Source organism: Yersinia thracica, from assembly GCF_902170565.1.
GTDB lineage: Bacteria > Pseudomonadota > Gammaproteobacteria > Enterobacterales > Enterobacteriaceae > Yersinia > Yersinia thracica.
In genome coordinates this window covers 1-21,953 of the sequence record NZ_CABHXX010000126.1, presented here as the reverse complement: position 1 = coordinate 21,953, position 21,953 = coordinate 1, and the positions used below count along the sequence as shown (strand labels likewise).

Sequence of the window (21,953 nt, the reverse complement as noted above, 5' to 3'; positions counted from 1 at the left end):
GGATGAGTGGTATGGGCATATGGCCCCAAGAGAAAAACTGCTGAAATACGGTGCCGCGGTACTGACTGATGCAGAATGTGCTTTATTTTGATTCAATGCTGACACCAAAAATTCTTACTATTTTATATTGGCTCTCACTGTTTGGCATCATTGTATCCGGCGTACTGGCGATGTTTGGCAGTTTCTTCATAGGGATTGCCATCATCATCGGCGGTGGCATTAGTTCCCGTATTGGTTTTGAGATGATCATGATTGCATTCAAAAATAATGAGTATCTGAAAAGAATCGCAGAAAAACCATAATCATGATTTACCTTGGGTATTCTCATCTTATTTCAAAATGGAATACCCAGATTACTTACCACTGGTATACTTCCATCATTAACTCGCTAAAAACCCTACTTATCCCCCATTACAACCCCAGTAAACCGTTTCTCATCCCTCTTTCCTCATTTTAGGATTTAGCCTAAATGAACATAACAATATAAAAAATAGTGTCTTTTATTTTTTTCATGCTTAACTTTCATCACAACCTTAAAGTAGAAAAAGCATTTAATATGATTATCGCTACTATCTACGATCTGGTATGAATAAATTACACATATACTTTATCCGGTGGATGATCTGGATAGAGCCATGTTCTACAGGTCAGGATGATTATCATCACTGGGAGGGTTAGGAATAGAGCCTTCTGAGTTTCTGGCTAAGGTAAGTAAAAGACTCATATACACTTTTAGGGGATCGCATATGTTCGAAAACCAAGACACGTCGATCCTCAGTACTTACTTTGGTACTCATAGCCCATTTTGGCGGCTTGCTTTTGATAGCCAAGCTTTAGAGTTATCTGCAATTAAAGGGGCAACAAATATCGCAATACCCCTTAATTCAGTTCAAACAATGAGAATCCGAAGATTAACCGGAATTACTGCAAGTTTAGATATTGAAATTGAAATTTATGGTCACCCCCTTCATCTACATCTTGTCGGCCGCAAAATTAATGAGAAAGAATGGGGAGGTACTGCCTCAGCCTATGCTGATACTGAATCTGTAGCTCGTGATTTGGTCATAGGCCTTTCCTTTGCAGAGCAGGTCGTTTCTGAAGCTAATTCAGTGATTGTTATTCTTGATAAAGATGGCTGCGTACAACGATTTAACCACCTTAGTGAAGAATATACCGGTAAGAAAGAGCAAGATGTTATTGGTAAAAATGTCTATGACTTATTTATGACAGCCAAGGAAGGGGCGTCGTCACGGAAGAATATTGAGGGGTTTTTTCAGCGAGGTGCATCTTATGAAGCTGAACGTTGGGTTAACACTGTCAAAGGAAAGCGCCTATTTTTATTCCGCAATAAATTTGTTCACAGTGGTAGCGGTAAAAATGAGCGCTATCTCATCTGCTCTGGCACTGATATTACCAAAGAGAGACGCGCTCAAGAGCGCCTTAGGATTCTGGCTAATACCGATATGATTACTGGTTTACCTAATCGCCATGCTATTCATGAACGCATAAACAGCGCAATCCAAACCCGTGGTGACACCTCGGTAGGTATTATTTATCTCGATCTCGATAACTTCAAAAAAGTGAATGACCATTACGGCCATATGTTTGGTGATCGATTACTGAAAGATGTTTCTCTGGCAATTTTAAGTTGCCTGGATGACAACGAAATGCTTGCACGGCTAGGAGGTGATGAATTTATTGTTTTGGTCGAAAATGCCACCATGAACTTGCTTGAAAAAACTACGCAGAGAATTCTTAACCGCATGAAATTGCCTTTCCGGGTTGGATTGATCGAGGTATATACCGGCTGTTCAATTGGTATTGCATTATGTCCTGAGCATGGCGACACACTGGAAAATATTATTCGCAGTGCAGATACCGCTATGTACACTGCAAAAGAACATGGAAAACAAACCTATTCAATTTTCTCGCAGCAAATGAATAAAAAAGTATCCGAATATGTTTGGCTCGATACCAATTTACGCAAGGGTTTAGAACAGCACCAATTACAGATCTATTACCAGCCCAAAATATCGACTAAAACAGGAAAAGTGCACAGTGTAGAAGCACTCGTCAGATGGTTATCGCCTGAACGAGGTTTAATTGCTCCTCTGGAGTTTATCTCCTATGCCGAAGAGTCCGGACTTATCAGACCACTAGGTAAATGGGTACTGCAAACATCGATGCAACAAGCCGTCGATTGGAGAAAACGCGGAATTAACCTACGAGTTGCAGTCAATGTTTCTGCTCGACAATTGATGGATGAGGCTATCGTTACCAGCTTTATTGAATCTCTCGAAGCCAGCGAACTGGAATCTAGCTTGGTCGATGTTGAATTAACGGAAAGTTGCTTAATTGATAATGAAGATGCTGCTATCAATATAATGAAACAGCTACGCCATTTAGGTGCTCAAGTTCACTTAGATGATTTTGGCACGGGTTATTCTTCACTCTCTCAGTTAGCGCGCATCCCTATTGATGCCATTAAGCTAGATCAAAGTTTTGTTCGCCATATTGATACTAATCCTATTTCACAATCTCTGGTTCGAGCCATTATCGTTGTCGCCGAGGCACTTAAAATGCAAGTAATTGCCGAAGGAGTGGAAACTAAAGAGGAAGAGGAATTTCTGGATTCTATTGGGATTGATGAAAAACAAGGGTTCCTTTATGCTAAGCCAATGCCCGCAGATGAACTGGAGCATTGGCTGGTAACACAACATCCTCACCTTTCACTGGATTAGATGCAAAAACTATATAGCTTTCGGTATTCCTGAAGCATGTCTGTCTTGCAACATAACCAGCCGTTCAATATAGGCGATATCTTTCGGCTCAATAGACAATGCAGAATCGACCCAGTCTTCTGTAATATCCATTAATTCAGAACGCGTTAATTGTAGAACACGCTGTCGCACTCGAACCATAGCTCGTATGCCATTTAGTTTAGGCTTGATAGTGTCTATAAATGTGCGTGTCGCAAGATAGGCATCCCCCGGCTGAAATAACTTATCGATTAATCCACGGCTCTCATACCATTCCGCAGCATGGGATTCGCCAGTCCAAATCAGTTGTTCTGCCACTTTCATACCCGCTTTTCTGGCAACCAGCGAATATCCCCCCATGCCCGGAAATAAATTAAATGCAATTTCCGGAAATCCCATTCTGGCGGTCGTCTGTGCTAATACAAAGTGATGCGCTAATGCCGCTTCAAATCCTCCTCCCAATGCACTTCCTTCAATCATTGCAATAGAGATGGCACCAGTATCGAACCCGCGAGAAGCCGCATGAACACAATCTACGCAAGCACGAGCATAGGCCATTAGCGCTTCCCGCTTACGATTTCTGATCATTTGGGCGAAAAAGTTTAAATCCCCCCCTACATTAAATATATTAGGCACCATTGAGCCGGTTACCCAAAAATCGATAGGTAATTTTGATTCTTTAGCGGCCTGCACCAATGTCATAATATTTTCAATTAACTCCAGATTAAAACAGGGGCGAGGATGAGCACGCAGCAACATCCACATGGTATTGCGACCTTCTTCGTAATAAGCCGATATTTGAGATAAATGGCCGGCTTCAGTAAAAGAACGGCAACTAGGGAGATTAATCATGTTCATATTCTATCCTATGGGTGAGTTAAACACAGATGGTGCTATCGCCTCAGCCTTCTTGAGGAAGTGCTACATTTGCCTTAATGGTGGCAACTTAAGTGGGCAGATAAATAGTGAGTCACCCAATGGATAAATGATGAAAAAAGCAGTAAAAATTTAAACAACCGGAATATTTAAGGCGCTATTAGGGAATAAGTAGAATATATATTTTCAAGAAGATCGAATTTCAGATGAAAAAAATCTGCCAATATGGATAAAATGCTGGCTAAATCTTTATCCCTGACGGATTTTTTATGCTGCAGATTCTGCACTTTCTTTTGGCACTCATTGCTATTGCAGTATTGGCTTTACTGGCTAGCCACGACCGTAAAAACATTAAACTTCGTTATATTTTTCAGTTACTCATTATAGAAATCTTACTGGCTTATTTCTTTTTACACTCAGAAAGTGGGTTAGGCGCGATAAAATATTTTGCTGGATTATTCGAATCCTTGATGAAGTTTGCTTCAGTTGGCACCAGTTTTGTTTTTGGTGGAATGAATGAGCAAGGCTTGGCGTTTATATTTCTGAATGTTCTTTGCCCAATTATTTTCGTATCTGCATTGATTGGTATTTTACAGCATTTTCGCATATTACCGCTCATCATACGGATTGTTGGCACCCTGTTATCCAAAGTAAATGGTATGGGTAAGCTGGAGTCTTTTAATGCCGTAAGCACATTAATTCTGGGGCAGTCAGAGAATTTCATTGCCTATAAAGGCATTATTGCCGATATCTCGCCGCGCAGAATGTACACCATGGCGGCCACTGCGATGTCGACTGTCTCCATGTCGATTGTCAGTGCTTATATGACCATGCTCGATCCAAAGTTTGTAGTAACAGCACTCATACTAAATATGTTTAGTACTTTTATTATACTTTCTATTATTAACCCTTACACTGTCACAGAAGAACCTGAGTTAAAGCTAAATAAGCTTCATGAAGATCAAGGTTTTTTTGAAATGCTTGGAGAATATATTCTGGCTGGCTTTAAAATCGCTATGATTATAGCCGCAATGTTAATTGGGTTTATTGCTATAATTTCAGCCATTAATGCTTTATTTAGCACCTTATTCAACATCAGTTTCCAAGGCGTACTGGGATATCTATTTTATCCACTGGCTCTACTGATTGGCATTCCCGCTCAAGATGCTTTGCATGCAGGGAGTATTATGGCGACCAAACTGGTGGCAAATGAGTTCGTTGCCATGATTGAGCTGAAAAAAGTTGCAGCCGAAATGTCGCCGAAAGGTTTGGGTATTCTTTCTGTATTTTTAGTCTCTTTTGCTAATTTTGCCTCTATTGGGATTGTTGCTGGTGCCATTAAAGGGCTGAATGAGCAGCAAGGTAATGTCGTTTCACGATTCGGATTAAAGCTAGTATATGGTTCAACTTTAGTTAGCTTACTTTCTGCTGCTATTGCCGGGCTGGTCTTGTAACAAAAACACGGTTTAGCCATATGAAGTTAATGATATTACAGGCCTTTTACTTCCTGTCGGGAGATAAAAGGCCATAAAGCTCAAACTCAATATTTACCGTTAGAAATCAGCACATACTATAGTATCAACACGCATAACAGACTCTTGCGCAAACTGCTGTTTATACCGGGAACGCAGCGCTTCTATTGCATTCTCTTTGTCATCTTTATGAATAAGCACCAACGCCTTACTATTTTCTTTAGCCACATTGCCATCATTTCCCAACCATTGCCCTTTAGTATCAATAACTGTCAGGCCATCCTTGAATCGGCTGGTTACATCATTATCAACAAAAGACTGCCATTCAGTGGTGGAAATAGCTGGGCCATGAGGACGGTTCAAACCGAAAAAGAGAGTTGTTTGTGTCATCGGTTCACCTTTAATACAGGCGGGAGATGTTACTGTTGCTGTATTGGCTTGACCCGTTCTATCAATACAACCGCTCAGCAATGCACCGATAGCTACCATACCAGCTAAGAACACCGCCCGATATTGGCGCGAACTAACACACTTACCCATGAAAAATCCCACTGAAATAAAAGATAAAATAGAGATAAAAACTACCACTCGATGAGTTACTCTGCAATCAAGTAGAATGATCGTCAAATGACCGTTTAGCTCTCTCACTCTATCTTAATAACTGATTTTCACCCTAAAATAACTAATGACCAATAAAACGACAATTCTTTTTTTATATAAAAACATCAATAAGATAATTAATATTTCAATTAAATTAAATAATTTGAAATACATGGTTTAGAAAATCTCAGTCGCGACGTTTTTGCTTAGTGACTAAGCTGCCCCCCTTTGCCGCCCTTAAGAAATTACATCCAATATGCTACTCAGTGTTCTTTATATTATCGGTATCACCGCTGAAGCCATGACTGGTGCACTGGCTGCAGGCCGCCGTCAGATGGATATGTTTGGCGTCATTATCATTGCATCTGCAACTGCTATCGGTGGCGGCTCAGTCAGAGATATGTTGCTGGGCCACTATCCGCTTGGGTGGGTTAAGCACCCCGAATATATTGTGATTGTCGCCGTTGCTGCGATCGTCACAACCTGGATGGCTCCGTTAATGAAGCATTTGCGCCATTTGTTTTTAGTGCTTGATGCCATCGGACTGATTGTTTTTTCTATTATTGGCGCACAAATCGCCCTCGATATGGGCCACAGCACTATTATTGCGGCCATAGCCGCTGTGATTACCGGCGTGTTTGGCGGTGTCCTGCGCGATATGTTCTGTAACTGCATTCCATTAGTGTTTCAGAAAGAAATTTATGCCGGTATCTCGTTTGCTGCTGCGTGGATCTACATAGCGCTACAGCAATACACGCCGCTATCCCATAACTGGGTTATTATTATTACACTGGTCACTGGGCTAAGCGCACGGTTGCTGGCACTGAGATTCCGCCTTGGCCTGCCCGTATTCAAATATGAACATTCAGAACATTAAGCTAATCCCGGAGATTACTCTTCGGGCCGAAACCCTGTAATTCCCTGTTGCGATAAGAAATCAGCCATCGTTTGGATTTCTGGGTGATGTAAAAAATGATTAATTTGTTTCGCCCGCACCGCCCCAATACCTGATATTAAGCGCCATTCGGCAATACTCCGTTGCTGTAAAGAGCGCCACTGAGAATCAATAGGTATCGCCTGTGGGAATCCCAAAGCCTGTAACCATTGAGGAAAAGGCTGTTGTCTGGCGCGTTGAAATTGCAGATAAATTTTCTCTGCTCGACCTTGCCCAATACCAGGAACTGCCGCAATTTGTTCTACAGACAGTGATAACCAATCGACCAGACTATTAATAAGCCCATGATGGACAAGCTCTCGCCAAAGCCCACTTCCCACATTCTGCATATCTAGCCCGTTAGCACTACTAAGCCATGCTAAGCGAGATAGAAATTGGGGTTTACACTCGGGTGGTAAAAGGCGAAAACAACTTAACTGATGGAACTTATTTGCAGCAGGTGGGGTAATTTCGTGGCGCTGGCTTACTCGCCAGATAACATGATCCAATCGTGGAATCCCCTGCCCAGCCAATGTGATAGTGACTTGATCACCCGGCACAATATCCCACTGTTTCCAACGGGCAATAGAACCAACATTTACTCTACGAATCCATTTGTCATCAATTTTTACCGGAGCAACCTGTAAAATAGCGGTAACTTTACCGGTACGACCAACCGTAAAATGGATATCTTTGATTTCAGTTATTTGCTGGGGAGGTGGATATTTCCATGCCACAGACCAGTTTCCTGGTGTTGCATGCCAATGACGCCCTGCTGGCTCATCTTCTTGGCGGATGACCACGCCATCAGTCACAAAAGGTAGCGGCATTTGAAACCAGAGCTTTCGCCAGTGAGCAACATCGCGACTGGAAAAAACGGGTTCGCTGTAATAAGCAGTTAAAGGAAATCCCATTTCTTTTAATAATTCGGTTTTTTTCTTCATACTTTTTGGCCCATCCGGCCATGCCCAAATAAAAATACCCAATTTGGCCAGCAATGGGGTTGCAGACTTGCGCATCAGTGCGCCTGCAACTGAAGCTCGGGCATTGACACCTCCCGACTGCACTTGTTGATGTCCCTCCATTTGTAAGAATAATTCCCCCTGTAGAGTTAACAAAGGGGGCGCTGCGGCAATATATTGAGGAATAGCAGAAATAAGCGGTGCTTTATCCGTCCAGTCCTGACCTTTCAAGCCATTTCCTCGGCTCAAAATTTGAGTCAGGTTTCCAGCCTGATAAACCAATGTGACCGCAACGCCATCTATTTTGGGCTGCACCCAGAGATTCTTCCGCCCCGCCATCCAGTCAATAAGTGCAGTTTCATCTTTAAGCTTTTTTAAGCCGGTATGAGCAACAGGATGAGGACTCTTCCCGTTACCCGCTATCAACGTACTATTCTTCGTATCCGGTAGCCCATGACATAATCGCCACCCATGCAATTTGTCCTGCAATTGATCGTAAATATTATCAGAAAGCAGGCTAATACCTTGCTGGTGATACGCCAAATCCCACTGAAGGAGCTGCTTATCCAAAAGATTAATTTCGCCTGACATTCTTTCTTCTGACCATTCAGGGCACACAGACTCCGCTCTGGCCCCCAAATTTATAAAACCAAATGTCAGTAGGCTTAGTATTTTCAATTTTTTGCGCATTCATCAGTACCTCCCTTTGCTGGCGGGCAGTAAAACCTGAAATGGCTCGTCCGTCGAAGGGGAAAAAACTTAAATGCGTAGGTGACCGAATAATACTTTTGCACTTGCTGCAACATGCTGAAATTACGCAATGCTCCCCGCAAAATCATAAAAACGTGCTGTTTATGGGCGAAACATTGAGGTGAAATGTGTTGTAACGCTGCATGACGCGTTACAGCCGTGTATACTGTGCGGAGATTCACACTTCTGCTTTCTACATATCAACCTAATCAACTGAAACGTCATCATGGTTCAAGGCACGCTATACATAGTTTCTGCACCTAGTGGGGCAGGGAAATCAAGCCTGATTCAGGCTTTGTTAAAAACACAACCTTTGTACGACACGCAGGTTTCTGTTTCTCATACCACACGTGCTATACGTCCAGGGGAGAATCACGGCGAGCATTACTTCTTTGTTTCTAAGGAAGAGTTTTGCCAGATGATTGATGACGATGCTTTTCTTGAGCATGCCAAAGTTTTTGAAAATTACTATGGCACCTCACGTCTGGCGATTGAGCAGATTCTCGCAACCGGTGTCGACGTGTTTTTAGATATCGACTGGCAAGGCGCGCAGCAAATTCGCGCAAAAATGCCAACCGCGCGCAGTATTTTTATTTTGCCCCCATCCAAAGAAGAATTGGATCGCCGCTTGCGTGGCCGTGGGCAGGATAGCGAGGAGGTTATTGCAAAGCGAATGGCGCAAGCTGTCGCGGAGATGACCCACTACGCAGAATATGATTATTTAATCGTGAATGATGATTTCAATCTGGCATTGTCTGATCTGAAAACCATTATTCGCGCTGAACGACTGCGTTTAGGCCGCCAGAAACAGCGGCATGACGCTTTAATCACCAAATTATTGGCAGACTGAACAGAGTTTCAGTATCATGCCCAGTCATTTCGTCACCTGTGGAGTAGCAGAATTATGGCACGCGTAACTGTTCAAGACGCTGTAGAGAAAATTGGTAACCGTTTTGACCTGGTGTTGGTCGCTGCTCGTCGGGCACGTCAAATCCAGTCCGGCGGTAAAGACGCACTGGTTCCAGAAGAAAACGATAAAGTTACTGTGATTGCGCTGCGCGAAATCGAAGAAGGCCTGATTACAAATCAGATTCTCGATGTACGTGAACGCCAAGAACAGCAAGAGCAGGAAGCCGCAGAGATCCAAGCGGTAACCGCGATTGCTGAAGGTCGTCGTTAATTAGACAGCGAGTCTACTTTGTACCTGTTTGAAAGCCTGAATCTGCTGATTCTACGTTACCTGCCAGAGGAGCAGATTAAGCGCCTCAAACAGGCATACCTTGTCGCACGTGATGCTCACGAGGGTCAGACACGCTCCAGTGGTGAGCCCTATATCACTCACCCGGTTGCTGTGGCCTGTATCCTTGCGGAGATGCGGCTCGATTACGAAACTTTAATGGCGGCGCTGTTACATGACGTCATTGAAGATACCCCTGCTACCTATCAAGATATGGAGCAGTTGTTTGGGAAAAGCGTAGCCGAGCTGGTCGAGGGCGTTTCTAAACTCGATAAACTGAACTTCCGCGATAAGAAAGAAGCCCAGGCGGAGAACTTCCGCAAAATGATCATGGCGATGGTGCAGGATATCCGCGTCATTTTGATCAAACTGGCTGACCGCACCCATAACATGCGAACGCTGGGTTCCTTACGCCCGGATAAACGTCGCCGTATTGCCCGCGAAACCCTTGAAATATATAGCCCACTGGCCCACCGGTTGGGTATTCACCATTTAAAAACCGAGCTGGAAGAGTTGGGTTTTGAAGCGCTCTACCCCAATCGCTACCGCGTGATTAAAGAAGTGGTGAAAGCCGCACGTGGTAACCGCAAAGAGATGATCCAAAAAATCTTGGCGGAAATTGAAGGGCGTCTGACGGAAGCAGGGATACCTTGCCGCGTCAGTGGTCGAGAAAAGCATCTCTATTCCATCTATTGCAAGATGAACCTGAAGGAGCAGCGTTTTCACTCCATCATGGATATCTATGCTTTTCGGGTTATCGTTAAAGAAGTCGATACTTGCTATCGCGTGCTGGGGCAAGCTCATAGCCTGTATAAACCCCGCCCTGGCCGAGTAAAAGACTATATTGCTATCCCTAAGGCTAACGGCTATCAATCGTTGCATACCTCATTAATCGGCCCTCATGGAGTTCCGGTAGAGGTACAAATCCGTACTGAAGATATGGATCAAATGGCCGAAATGGGGGTTGCGGCACACTGGGCTTATAAAGAGCAAGGTGAGTCCGGTACCACCGCACAGATCCGCGCTCAGCGCTGGATGCAAAGCTTGCTGGAATTACAGCAAAGCGCGGGCAGCTCATTTGAATTTATTGAAAGCGTAAAATCTGATTTGTTCCCTGATGAGATTTACGTTTTCACCCCGGAAGGGCGCATTGTTGAATTACCGGCCGGTGCAACACCTGTCGATTTTGCTTATGCCGTGCATACTGATATTGGCCATGCTTGTGTCGGCGCGCGCGTTGACCGCCAGCCCTATCCGCTTTCTCAGTCACTCAGCAGTGGCCAAACTGTTGAGATAATTACCGCTCCGGGTGCACGACCGAATGCCGCCTGGCTGAATTTTGTTGTCAGCTCGAAAGCTCGCGCCAAAATTCGTCAATTGCTGAAAAACCTTAAACGTGATGAATCGGTAAGCCTTGGTCGCCGGTTACTGAATCATGCTTTAGGAAATGGTCGAAAACTGTCTGATATTTCTGAAGAAAATATCAAACATGAATTGGATCGTATGAAGTTGGCAACGCTGGATGATTTGCTGGCGGAAATTGGGCTGGGTAATGCAATGAGTGTGGTGGTGGCGAAAAACCTATTGGGTGACCTATCCACGCTGGCAACTTCTGGTACCCGTAACCTGGCAATTAAAGGTGCCGATGGCGTCCTGATTACCTTTGCCAAGTGCTGCCGTCCAATTCCAGGTGACCCAATTATCGCCCATATCAGCCCCGGCAAAGGTTTGGTTATCCATCATGAATCCTGCCGTAATATCCGTGGCTACCAAAAAGAGCCAGAGAAGTTTATGGCGGTTGAATGGGATCAAGAGACTGAGCAAGAGTTTATTGCTGAAATTAAAGTCGATATGTTCAACCAGCAAGGTGCCTTGGCAAATCTGACTGCGGCAATTAATGCGGCCGAATCTAATATTCAAAGCCTGAATACTGAAGAGAAAGATGGCCGGGTATACAGCGCCTTTATTCGCCTGACTACTCGTGACCGAGTCCATCTGGCTAACATTATGCGTAAGATTCGTATCATGCCAGATGTGGTCAAAGTCAGCCGTAACCGTAATTAACGCCTATGAATCCTCAACGCTATGCGCGGATTTGTGAAATGCTTGCTACCAGGCAGCCGGATTTGACGGTTTGTCTGGAGCAAGTACATAAACCTCATAATGTCTCCGCGATTATTCGCACTGCTGATGCCGTCGGCATTCATCAGATTCACGCGATTTGGCCTACCACTGAAATGTACACGCGGCTCTCTTCGGCTGCCGGTAGCAACAGCTGGGTTCAGGTAAAAACACACTCTGATATTACCGATGCTATAACTCATCTAAAATCGCAAGGTATGCAAATACTCGCGACGCATCTATCTGATAAAGCAGTTTATTTTCGTGAAATTGATTATACTCGCCCAACCTGTATTTTAATGGGGCAGGAAAAAACGGGGATATCTAAAGAAGCCTTGGCAATGGCTGATAAAGACATCATTATTCCGATGATCGGAATGGTGCAATCCCTGAATGTATCAGTCGCTTCTGCACTCATTTTGTATGAAGCCCAGCGGCAGCGGCAAAACGCCGGCATGTATCAGCGAGCACAGAGTGTTTTGTCAGAAGATGAGCAACAGCGGCTATTATTTGAAGGTGGCTACCCGGTGCTGGCGCAAGTGGCTAAACGCAAAGGGCTTCCCCAACCTCATATTGATGAGCAAGGCCAGGTTATCGCTGATGCGCAATGGTGGTCAGCCATGCAATCCACGGAGTCTTAAATGAAAGGCCGCCTACTGGATGCCGTACCCCTCAGTACACTTTCCGGTGTTGGCGCGAGTCAGGCTGGAAAACTGGCTAAGATGGGTCTGGAAACCATTCAAGACCTGCTGCTTCACCTTCCGCTACGTTACGAAGATCGCACACGGCTATACCGAATTGGCGATTTGTTGCCCGGCCTTTCCGTCACTGTTGAAGGTGAAGTTCTCCGCTCTGATATCAGTTTTGGTCGCCGCCGCATGATGACCTGCCAAATCAGCGACGGTAGCGGTGTGCTCACTCTGCGTTTTTTCAACTTCAATGCCGCAATGAAAAATAGCTTATCGCCGGGTAAACATGTGATTGCCTATGGCGAAGCTAAACGGGGTAATACTGGCCCTGAAATCATTCACCCAGAGTATCGGGTGCATGGCGAAAATATCGGTGTTGAATTACAAGAGTCATTGACCCCCGTTTACCCCACAACGGAAGGTATTCGTCAGGCGACTTTGCGTAAACTTATTGATCAAGCTCTGGCGATGCTAGATTCCAGCGTCATTGCCGAATTGTTGCCGATTGAATTGAGCCGCTCGCTGATCAGCCTGCCAGAAGCCATTCATACTTTGCATCGCCCACCAGCAGATATTCAACTAGCCGATTTAGAACAGGGCAAGCATCCTGCGCAGCGGCGGCTGATAATGGAAGAACTGCTGGCCCATAACCTCAGCATGCTGGCGGTCAGGGCGGGAGCACAAAGTTATCGGGCGTTATCCTTATTGCCCGAAGAACAACTTAAACAACGTTTTCTTGCGGCACTGCCTTTCACGCCAACCCAAGCCCAACAGCGGGTTGTGGCGGAAATCGAGCAAGATATGACACATAATTTCCCCATGATGCGGCTGATTCAGGGGGATGTAGGCTCGGGAAAAACACTGGTTGCCGCACTGGCCGCACTACGTGCTATTGCCCATGGTAAGCAGGTCGCGTTGATGGCTCCCACTGAGTTATTGGCTGAACAGCATGCCAATACTTTCCGCCAATGGCTGGAGCCGTTAGGTTTACAAGTGGGCTGGCTAGCCGGGAAACAAAAAGGCAAAGCACGGCTGGCACAACAAGAAGCCGTGGCCAGCGGTCAGGTCTCCATGGTCGTGGGTACTCACGCCATGTTTCAGGAACAAGTGCAGTTTTCAGGATTAGCTCTGGTTATTATTGATGAGCAGCATCGTTTTGGTGTTCATCAGCGGCTCGCATTATGGGAAAAGGGCGAGGAGCAAGGCTTCCATCCACACCAGTTGATTATGACGGCAACCCCCATCCCGCGCACCTTGGCGATGACCGCCTATGCGGATCTCGATACCTCGGTCATTGACGAACTGCCTCCTGGTAGAACCCCGGTCACGACAGTAGCGATTCCAGATACTCGCCGCAGTGATGTGATTCAGCGGGTGAAAAATGCCTGTCTGGAAGAGGGCCGACAGGCTTACTGGGTCTGCACCTTGATTGAAGAATCTGAGATGCTGGAAGCTCAAGCCGCTGAAGTCACCTGCGAGGAGCTGAAAATCGCCTTGCCGGAGATTAAGGTCGGTTTGGTACACGGCCGGATGAAAGGGCCAGAAAAACAGGCGGTTATGCTGGCTTTCAAACAGGGTGAATTGCAATTATTGGTTGCCACCACAGTGATTGAAGTTGGCGTTGATGTTCCGAATGCCAGTTTGATGATTATCGATAATCCGGAGCGGTTAGGGTTAGCGCAATTGCACCAGTTACGTGGCCGCGTGGGCCGTGGTGCCGTCGCTTCACACTGTGTTCTGCTGTATAAAACACCGCTGAGTAAAACGGCTCAGATGCGTTTGCAAGTGTTGCGCGACAGTAATGACGGTTTTGTTATCGCCCAGCGGGATTTAGAAATACGCGGCCCCGGCGAATTATTAGGGACGCGCCAAACCGGCAGTGCCGAGTTTAAAGTGGCTGATTTACTGCGTGATCAGGCCATGATTCCAGAAGTGCAAAGAGTGGCTCGCCACCTACATCAACAATATCCTGAGCATGCACGGGCATTAATAGAACGCTGGCTACCAGAGCGAACGCGTTATACCAATGCTTGATGATTAAGGGGCGGTTTTGTCCGCCCCTTAATACTATTACCTTACAACAGAATTATCCCACTACCGCCGGGAAGATTGGCAGTAACAGATAGAGCTTAATCACGATCACATTGACGATATCAATAAAGAACGCACCGACCATCGGCACCACCAAGAAAGCTAAATGTGATGGACCGAAACGGTCAGTAATGGCCTGCATATTCGCAATGGCCGTCGGTGTCGCACCTAAACCAAAACCACAATGGCCCGCTGCTAACACTGCCGCATCATAGTTTTTACCCATCAACCGATAAGTGACGAAGATAGCGTACAGCGCCATCGCCAATGCCTGTACCGACAAGATAACCAACATCGGCAATGCCAGTGAAGCCAGTTCCCACAGTTTCAGGCTCATCAAAGCCATTGCCAGGAACAGTGACAAACTGACATTCCCCAACACCGAAACTGCGCGGTCAAAGACTTTATAGAAGCCGATTACCGCGAGTGTGTTACTGAGAATAACCCCGACGAATAACACACAGACAAAGGTCGGTAATTCAAACATCGTGCCCTGCAACGCAGCAGAAATTACTTGGCCAGCCATCAGGCAAATCGCAATCATGGCGATGGTTTCGACCAGCACCAATGAAGTTATCATGCGGCCCGCAGAAGGCTTTTCAAAAGCGGAAGGGACTTCGCTGTCCTCTGGGGTGCCATCTGGTGTGGAAGAGTGTTTGACCAGATAGCGAGCAACTGGGCCACCAATCAACCCACCCAAAACAAGACCAAAGGTTGCACAAGCCATGGCAACTTCAGTTGCATTTTCAAAGCCATAGCGCTCAACAAACACTTTGCTCCATGCTGCACCGGTACCGTGTCCACCTGACAACGTAATTGAACCTGCCAATAAGCCCATTAGTGGATCCAGGCCCATCAGCTTCGCGAGAGCAATGCCAATCGCGTTCTGCATCAGTAGCAAGCCAACGACCACAAAGACAAACACACTCAAGGCCTTGCCTCCGGCGCGTAAGCTCGCCAAGTTAGCATTCAGGCCAATTGTTGCAAAGAATGCCAGCATCAAGGGGTCTTTCAGCGACATATCAAAACTGATTTCCCAACCGAGGGTCTTTTGCATCAGCAGCATCATGAAAGCGACCAGCAGACCACCAGCAACGGGTTCTGGAATGGTGTACTTTTTTAGAAAAGGGACGGTTTGTACGAGTTTTCGGCCTAACAATAAAACCAGACAGGCCGCGACTAGCGTGCCATAGGTATCGAGATGAAACATCTTGGTACTCCATGCGATTAAAATATCGAATAAAAATATGACGTTAGACAGTTCCTTAATAAACGCCAAAGCAGTAAGAAGAGGATTAGAAGAAAAAAACCTCTCAATTACAAGTTTAGTAAAAGAAAAATATGAACTAGCGCCAAACAAGAATATTTAAGAAAACACAGCGCAACCGATTGCTTTTGTGAGGCGGATCATTAAAATGCCCTCTTTGCCGATCCGGGAATGCCACTCCATGTCTACGCAATCCGCCGAACTTGATGCACCGCAGCAAACAACAACTCGCCCCAGCGAACTCATTTATCGTTTAGAAGACCGCCCGCCACTCGCCCAAACTTTGTTTGCCGCATGCCAACATTTATTGGCTATGTTTGTCGCGGTGATAACCCCCGGCCTGCTAATTTGTCAGGCGCTAGGGCTGCCAGCGGAAGATACCCAGCGCATTATCAGCATGTCACTGTTTGCCTCCGGCCTGGCGTCGCTGCTGCAAATTAAAACCTGGGGGCCGGTGGGCTCTGGCCTGTTATCCATTCAGGGCACCAGTTTTAACTTTGTTGCTCCGCTGATTATGGGCGGTTTGGCGCTGAAAAATGGTGGGGCTGATATCCCGACCATGATGGCGGCCTTGTTCGGTACCTTGATGGTTGCGTCCTGTACCGAAATTATACTTTCCCGTTTCTTGCATCTGGCGCGCCGCATTATCACCCCTCTGGTATCCGGTATTGTGGTGATGATTATCGGCCTGTCATTGATTCAAGTTGGACTGACATCTATTGGTGGCGGTTATGGTGCGATGAGCGACCATACTTTTGGCTCACCTAAAAATCTCTTATTAGCCGGCTCTGTGCTGTTAGTCATTATTTTACTGAACCGCCAGCGCAATCCGTATCTACGAGTGGCTTCTTTAGTTATCGCCATGGCGGTGGGTTACCTGTTGGCGTGGGCGCTGGGCATGTTGCCTGAAAGCCGCCCAGTCGTAGACACCGCCCTGATTACCATCCCAACTCCGCTGTACTATGGTTTGTCTTTTGACTGGAACCTGCTGGTACCACTGATGCTTATCTTCATGGTGACCTCACTTGAGACCATCGGGGATATCACCGCAACCTCGGATGTATCAGAGCAACCGGTTCGCGGCCCGCTGTACATGAAGCGCCTCAAGGGCGGTGTATTAGCAAATGGCTTGAACTCCATGCTTTCCGCCGTGTTTAACACTTTCCCTAACTCCTGCTTTGGCCAAAACAATGGAGTTATCCAGTTGACCGGTGTTGCCAGCCGCTATGTCGGTTTTGTGGTCGCACTGATGCTGATTGTTTTGGGCCTATTCCCTGCTGTGGCTGGGTTTGTGCAGCATATTCCAGAACCCGTGCTGGGCGGTGCAACTCTCGTTATGTTCGGCACCATTGCCGCTTCCGGTGTGCGAATCGTCTCTCGCGAAACCCTTAACCGCCGTGCGATTATGATTATGGCGTTGTCATTGGCGGTCGGTATGGGTGTGGCACAGCAACCACTGATTTTGCAGTTTGCACCTGACTGGATCAAAACCCTGCTTTCTTCTGGAATTGCAGCTGGCGGTATTACGGCCATCGTACTTAACTTACTCTTCCCAGAAGAAAAATAATCTTTACGCTAATACGTCACTGAAATGGCCGGTCGGAAACGACACCGGCCATTTTTTTATGCTTCGATAACTGATTGTCTATTGAGCTAATGGACAATTTGCGGCATAAACAGAGTTCCGTATACAGACAGGCGTGGAAATACCGAATGAAATTTCTCGGGAAAGTGCTGCTAACGTTATTACTGCTATTAGTACTGTCTACAGTGCTGTGCTATGTACTGCTTCAAACTAGCTGGGCTGCTGGTTGGTTAAGCCGTTGGGTCAGTGATAACAGTGAATATCGCCTCTCTCTGGGGAAAATAGACCACTCATGGTCACAAGCAGGGCAAGTCAGCTTTACTGATGTCACGCTAGGGCGGGCCAATCAACCCCCATTTCTTGTTGCTCAGCAGGCCGTATTGGGTCTGAGCTGGCAACAACTGACCGAACCTCGCCATTTTCTCAGCCTTAATTTGCAAAATGGTAGTTTAACCCTCAATAACAGCACATCACCGCTACCCTTGCAGGCTGATACTTTGCGGCTGACCAATATGGTGCTGAATACCACTATTGAGCCGCAAAATACGGCTGGTCAGTGGAAAGTGACTGGGCAACAAGTCAATGGCGGGCTGATCCCTTGGCAGCCACTCCCCGGTAATAGTCTGGGTGAAAATGCCCAATTTCAGTTCAGCGCGGGTTCGTTGACCATCAATGGCATTACCGCTGAAAAACTGTATCTGCAAGGTTCAATACAGAAAAACACTCTTACTTTGAATAATTTCGGGACTGATATCGCGCAAGGTGAACTGACTGGCAATGCCAGTCAATCCGCTGACGGAAGTTGGCTGGTCGGAAGCTTGCGCTTGAGTAATATTCGCCTGCAAACCTCTGCAGCCTTAGAAGATGTCTGGAGTACATTTTTACAACTTCCGCCCATTACGCTGAAACGCTTTGATTTAATTGATGCGCGGGTTGAAGGGCAGAATTGGGCGTTTAATGATTTAGATCTCACCCTTAAAAATATCACGTTTAAGCAAGGTGATTGGCAAAGTGATGATGGGGAATTATCCCTCAATGCCGGTGACATTATTAAAGGTAATATTCATCTGATTGACCCTATCGCGACATTAGCATTATCGCCAGCAGGGGTAGCAATTAACCAGTTCTCCACTCGTTGGCAAGATGGCCTATTAAGAACTCAGGGGAACTGGGCGCGGGATACCCACCGCCTACAACTCGACGAGCTGACACTGGTGGCTCTGGTTTATACCCTCCCCACTGACTGGAGGCAGCAATGGCAGCGAACACTGCCAAACTGGTTGTCCGAGGTCTATATCAGCAAGTTAAGTGCTAACCGTAACTTGTTAATTGATATCAGCCCAGACTTCCCATTCCAAATGACGTCACTGGATGCGGCGGGGACTAATTTACTGCTCGCCAAAAATCATCAGTGGGGAGTGTGGTCTGGCTCATTAATGTTGAATGCTGGGAATGCGACTTTTAATAAAAACGATGTCCGCCGCCCATCATTAGCTCTAAGCGCTAATGAACAACAAATTACAGTGAGTGATTTAAGTGCTTTCACCACAGAGGGATTGCTGGAGGCCAACGCCACGATTGACCAAACACCAGCCAGAACCTTCTCACTCGCGCTGACTGGCCGCTCTGTCGAGCTTAACATTTTACAAAATTGGGGCTGGCCAACATTACCGCTGCAAGGGCTGGGTAATTTGAAATTGCAGGTAAAAGGTAACTTGGCAACAGATAAGCCATTGAAACCTACTCTTAATGGCTCTCTGCAAGCCACTGATAGCCACGGGCGGCAAGTTAGTCAGACAATGCAGCATGGCGAGGTGCATGTCATAGCAGGGCAATAAGGGCAGTTAATACCGCCTTACCAAATGGCCATAGAGTAATAACCGCCGATTACGTTAAATATTTCATGTAATCGGCGCAGCAGCCTATCCCTACATAAGTGGGAAAGAACCTGAATATTCAAAAAAGCTTTGCGGGACATAATTATTTATCTTATTTTCATAGCAATAATCCACTATCTGCCGCCGACTGGAAACACCAACCTTATCATATATTTTCTGGGTAATATTACTGACTGTTCTAGATGATAAATGGAGTTTTTTAGCAATATCTTTACTGGTAAATAAGTGTAAAATGTAAAATAATACTTCCCATTCCTTTTTGGTAAATAATTTTGATGGAGGGGTGAATACAAGCGACGTGGGTACTTTTATTTTATTTAAATGAGTTAATATGACATCCTGCACCGGTCTGGCATGGCAAATAACTCCTTGTGAAATGCCATTTTCATCGATTAAAGGATATTTATCACAAAAATAAGCAGTGAAATAGGAAAGTCCATTAAGTAGATGTATTTCAACCGATGTAACACGATCCTGTATTAATTCCACCTGCCTATCTTGCCTCTGAAATTCTACTTCAAACTCTGAGACCGGAGTAGGAAGCTCACCATCAAACCGCCCTTCCACATTGTATTTTTTAGGCAAATCTAAAAATTCATTGAATTTAGAATTTGCATAAATATATCTTGATTGATTATCTTTTACCTCCCACGGTTCTGAACTGTGTTCCCAAAATCTTATTAGCATTTCTAGTGAGTTTAGTAATGTTTTTTCCATTATTGATTCCTTATGATTTTAATCGCCCTCCAATGAGAGGGAAAGAACCTGAATATTCAAAAAAGCTTTTCGGGACATAATTATTTATCTTATTTTCATAGCAATATTCTATGACCTGTTTTTTACTGGTAACTCCAGCCTTACTATAGATATTTTGGATTATATTGCAGACTGACCTGGGTGATAGATGGAGCTTTTTAGCGATCTCTTTACTTGAAAAAGCATGCAAAACATAAAACAACACTTCCCACTCTCTTTTTGTGAACAATTTTGATGGCGGAGTAAACATAAGTGACGTCGGGACGTCTACTTTATTTAAACGCGTGAGTATGATATCGGTCACTGGCCTACAGTGGAAAATAGTTCCTTGGGAAACTCCATTTTTATCGATTAATGGATATTTATCGCAGAAATAAGGCGTGAAATATGAATTCCCATCATACAATTGTATATCAACGGATGTAACACGCTCCTGTAATAACTCAACCTGACGGTCATGCGCCTGGAATTCAGTCTGAAAATCTGCTGAAGGTGTGGGAATTTCACCATCTAGTCGCCCCTCAACACAATAGTTATCTGGTATGTCCCATAATTTATTAACTCTATGATTTGCATAGATAAACCTCGATTTATTGTCTTTTATTCCCCAAGGCTCAGAACTGCGCTCCCAAAATCTTATTAGCATTTCTAGTGAGTTTAGTAATGTTTTTTCCATTATTGATTCCTTATGATTTTAATCGCCCTCCAATGAGAGGGAAAGAACCTGAATATTCAAAAAAGCTTTGTGGAACATAATTATTAATCTTCTTTTCATAGCAATATTCTATGACCTGTTTTTTACTGGTAACTCCAGCCTTACTATAGATATTTTGGGTTATATTGCAGACTGACCTGGGTGATAGATGGAGCTTTTTAGCGATCTCTTTACTTGAAAAAGCATGCAAAACATAAAACAACACTTCCCACTCTCTTTTTGTGAATGCCTCTGACGGTGGAGTAAATATAAGCGACGTGGGTACTTTTATTTTATTTAAATAGGTTAATATTATATCGTCTACCGGCCTACCATGACAAATAACCCCTTGAGACACACCGTTACTATCTATTAATGGATATTTATCAACGAAATATGGAGTGAAATATGAAAGCCCATCCCACGCATGTATTTCAACCGCTGTTATACGATCTTGTGACAATTCCACCTGACGATCATGTTTTTGAAATTCAACCTCAAACTCTGATATTGGTGCAGGAATATCCCCATCCGTTCGCCCTTCCAGATTAAACCCATCAGGTAAGGTTAATAACTTATGCAACCTATTGTTTCCGTAAATATATCGTGATTGATTATCTTTTACTGCCCAAGGTTCTGAACTGTGTTCCCAAAATCTTATTAATATTTCCAGTGAGTCTATAAGTTTTTTTCCCATTTTACATTCCCTCTTATATTTTTCTTTCCATTCAATTAAAGGGAAAGATCACGAACATTCAAAGAAGCTTTGAGGGACATAATTATTTATCTTCTTCACATAACAATACTTTATATCTATCAACGAGTTACTCATCATTTCATTCTCCTAGACTTTCCTTATTCTTCGAATAATGCTACGTCCGCGATAATCGATAAATCTACTGGGCCATATCTCTTGTGGAGTAATGCCAATAGCATCCGCGATAATCATTTCACCTTTTGGCCACGGGCGTGTCAGTGCGTTAGCTAATGTTCCGGGGGAAAGCCCGCTCTCTCGTGACAATGCTGAAAGAGAGCCTTTCTTTTTTCGTATAGCGGCCAATATTTCTTGTCTATGCCAGTCCTTATTCATCTTAATTCCCCTATTTAATAAAAATTATAAATATCACCAGGCTTTATAAATTGATAATTAAATAATCTTATTAATAACAACATAAGATAGAAAAACAATTAAAATCTAAAATAAAATGGTGGGCGATAAGCAATTAAATAACGATTGCCACGCATCGTCTAGTGTATTATTT

19 protein-coding genes and 2 pseudogenes are annotated in these 21,953 nt (G+C 44.9%); 12 read left to right on the top strand and 9 right to left on the bottom strand.

What is annotated here, in order from left to right:
- The 3 genes and pseudogenes from FTA91_RS20640 to pdeR form a co-directional block, all read left to right on the top strand.
- A pseudogene (locus FTA91_RS20640) lies at window positions 1–76 on the top strand (RadC family protein); the annotation flags it as partial.
- Complete coding sequence (locus FTA91_RS17465; RefSeq protein WP_145583688.1) at window positions 69–302, top strand: DUF4282 domain-containing protein; 234 nt, start codon at window positions 69–71, stop codon at window positions 300–302. The pseudogene FTA91_RS20640 and the gene FTA91_RS17465, both read left to right, overlap by 8 nt.
- A gap of 444 nt (window positions 303–746) precedes the next feature.
- Window positions 747–2,741 carry a cyclic di-GMP phosphodiesterase gene (gene pdeR / locus FTA91_RS17460; RefSeq protein WP_145535730.1) on the top strand — a complete coding sequence of 665 codons (1,995 nt, stop codon included), beginning with the start codon at window positions 747–749 and terminating at the stop codon, window positions 2,739–2,741.
- 9 nt (window positions 2,742–2,750) lie between these two features.
- On the opposite strand, the gene FTA91_RS17455 is transcribed toward pdeR, so the two are convergent.
- The gene (locus tag FTA91_RS17455; protein ID WP_050114828.1) at window positions 2,751–3,617 is read right to left on the bottom strand and encodes a crotonase/enoyl-CoA hydratase family protein; all 867 of its coding nucleotides are present in this window, start codon (window positions 3,615–3,617) and stop codon (window positions 2,751–2,753) included.
- A 287-nt stretch (window positions 3,618–3,904) separates the two neighbouring features.
- On the opposite strand from FTA91_RS17455, the gene FTA91_RS17450 reads away from it, so the two are divergent.
- A complete protein-coding gene (locus FTA91_RS17450; protein ID WP_145583686.1) occupies window positions 3,905–5,089 on the top strand; it encodes a NupC/NupG family nucleoside CNT transporter in 1,185 nt (394 codons plus the stop codon).
- A 99-nt stretch (window positions 5,090–5,188) separates the two neighbouring features.
- Here the strand turns inward: FTA91_RS17450 and FTA91_RS17445 are convergent, their stop codons facing one another.
- Window positions 5,189–5,647: a DUF3574 domain-containing protein gene (locus FTA91_RS17445; RefSeq protein WP_050114831.1), complete on the bottom strand. Its 459-nt coding sequence runs from the start codon at window positions 5,645–5,647 to the stop codon at window positions 5,189–5,191.
- 316 nt (window positions 5,648–5,963) lie between these two features.
- Here FTA91_RS17445 and FTA91_RS17440 point away from each other — a divergent pair, with 316 nt between their 5' ends.
- Window positions 5,964–6,584, top strand: a complete 621-nt coding sequence (locus FTA91_RS17440) for a trimeric intracellular cation channel family protein (RefSeq protein ID WP_145535732.1) — start codon at window positions 5,964–5,966, stop codon at window positions 6,582–6,584.
- 14 nt (window positions 6,585–6,598) lie between these two features.
- Here FTA91_RS17440 and ligB read toward each other — a convergent pair whose 3' ends face one another.
- On the bottom strand, window positions 6,599–8,293 hold the full coding sequence (ligB, locus tag FTA91_RS17435) for an NAD-dependent DNA ligase LigB (protein ID WP_145535734.1): 1,695 nt from the start codon (window positions 8,291–8,293) through the stop codon (window positions 6,599–6,601).
- A 286-nt stretch (window positions 8,294–8,579) separates the two neighbouring features.
- Here ligB and gmk point away from each other — a divergent pair, with 286 nt between their 5' ends.
- The 5 genes from gmk to recG are packed head-to-tail and all read left to right on the top strand — an operon-like array spanning window position 8,580 to window position 14,434.
- Window positions 8,580–9,203, top strand: coding sequence for a guanylate kinase (gmk, locus tag FTA91_RS17430; RefSeq protein ID WP_050114838.1), 624 nt, complete (start codon window positions 8,580–8,582; stop codon window positions 9,201–9,203).
- 54 nt (window positions 9,204–9,257) lie between these two features.
- The gene (gene rpoZ, locus FTA91_RS17425) at window positions 9,258–9,533 is read left to right on the top strand and encodes a DNA-directed RNA polymerase subunit omega (protein WP_004392061.1); all 276 of its coding nucleotides are present in this window, start codon (window positions 9,258–9,260) and stop codon (window positions 9,531–9,533) included.
- 18 nt (window positions 9,534–9,551) lie between these two features.
- Window positions 9,552–11,654 (top strand): bifunctional GTP diphosphokinase/guanosine-3',5'-bis pyrophosphate 3'-pyrophosphohydrolase, encoded by a 2,103-nt coding sequence (spoT, locus tag FTA91_RS17420; protein ID WP_050114839.1) that lies wholly within the window; start codon window positions 9,552–9,554, stop codon window positions 11,652–11,654.
- A gap of 5 nt (window positions 11,655–11,659) precedes the next feature.
- On the top strand, window positions 11,660–12,352 hold the full coding sequence (gene trmH / locus FTA91_RS17415) for a tRNA (guanosine(18)-2'-O)-methyltransferase TrmH (RefSeq protein WP_145583684.1): 693 nt from the start codon (window positions 11,660–11,662) through the stop codon (window positions 12,350–12,352).
- A complete protein-coding gene (gene recG / locus FTA91_RS17410; RefSeq protein WP_145583682.1) occupies window positions 12,353–14,434 on the top strand; it encodes an ATP-dependent DNA helicase RecG in 2,082 nt (693 codons plus the stop codon).
- 52 nt (window positions 14,435–14,486) lie between these two features.
- Here the strand turns inward: recG and gltS are convergent, their stop codons facing one another.
- Window positions 14,487–15,701, bottom strand: coding sequence for a sodium/glutamate symporter (gene gltS, locus FTA91_RS17405; RefSeq protein ID WP_145535740.1), 1,215 nt, complete (start codon window positions 15,699–15,701; stop codon window positions 14,487–14,489).
- A gap of 238 nt (window positions 15,702–15,939) precedes the next feature.
- On the opposite strand from gltS, the gene FTA91_RS17400 reads away from it, so the two are divergent.
- Window positions 15,940–17,325 carry a uracil-xanthine permease family protein gene (locus FTA91_RS17400; RefSeq protein WP_050114847.1) on the top strand — a complete coding sequence of 462 codons (1,386 nt, stop codon included), beginning with the start codon at window positions 15,940–15,942 and terminating at the stop codon, window positions 17,323–17,325.
- Window positions 17,326–17,471: 146 nt separating this feature from the next.
- Window positions 17,472–19,181, top strand: coding sequence for an AsmA family protein (locus FTA91_RS17395; protein ID WP_145583679.1), 1,710 nt, complete (start codon window positions 17,472–17,474; stop codon window positions 19,179–19,181).
- 90 nt (window positions 19,182–19,271) lie between these two features.
- Here the strand turns inward: FTA91_RS17395 and FTA91_RS17390 are convergent, their stop codons facing one another.
- The 5 genes and pseudogenes from FTA91_RS17390 to FTA91_RS17375 all read right to left on the bottom strand — a co-directional run bounded on the left by FTA91_RS17390 (window position 19,272) and on the right by FTA91_RS17375 (window position 21,781).
- Window positions 19,272–19,958: a helix-turn-helix transcriptional regulator gene (locus tag FTA91_RS17390; protein WP_050114850.1), complete on the bottom strand. Its 687-nt coding sequence runs from the start codon at window positions 19,956–19,958 to the stop codon at window positions 19,272–19,274.
- A gap of 10 nt (window positions 19,959–19,968) precedes the next feature.
- Window positions 19,969–20,673: a helix-turn-helix transcriptional regulator gene (locus tag FTA91_RS17385; protein ID WP_145583678.1), complete on the bottom strand. Its 705-nt coding sequence runs from the start codon at window positions 20,671–20,673 to the stop codon at window positions 19,969–19,971.
- 10 nt (window positions 20,674–20,683) lie between these two features.
- Window positions 20,684–21,388, bottom strand: a complete 705-nt coding sequence (locus FTA91_RS17380; RefSeq protein WP_145535742.1) for a helix-turn-helix transcriptional regulator — start codon at window positions 21,386–21,388, stop codon at window positions 20,684–20,686.
- Window positions 21,389–21,436: 48 nt separating this feature from the next.
- Window positions 21,437–21,499, bottom strand: a pseudogene (locus FTA91_RS20600) (helix-turn-helix transcriptional regulator); the annotation flags it as partial.
- A 36-nt stretch (window positions 21,500–21,535) separates the two neighbouring features.
- Window positions 21,536–21,781, bottom strand: a complete 246-nt coding sequence (locus FTA91_RS17375) for a helix-turn-helix domain-containing protein (protein ID WP_050114857.1) — start codon at window positions 21,779–21,781, stop codon at window positions 21,536–21,538.
- Between the last annotated feature and the right edge of the window lie 172 nt (window positions 21,782–21,953).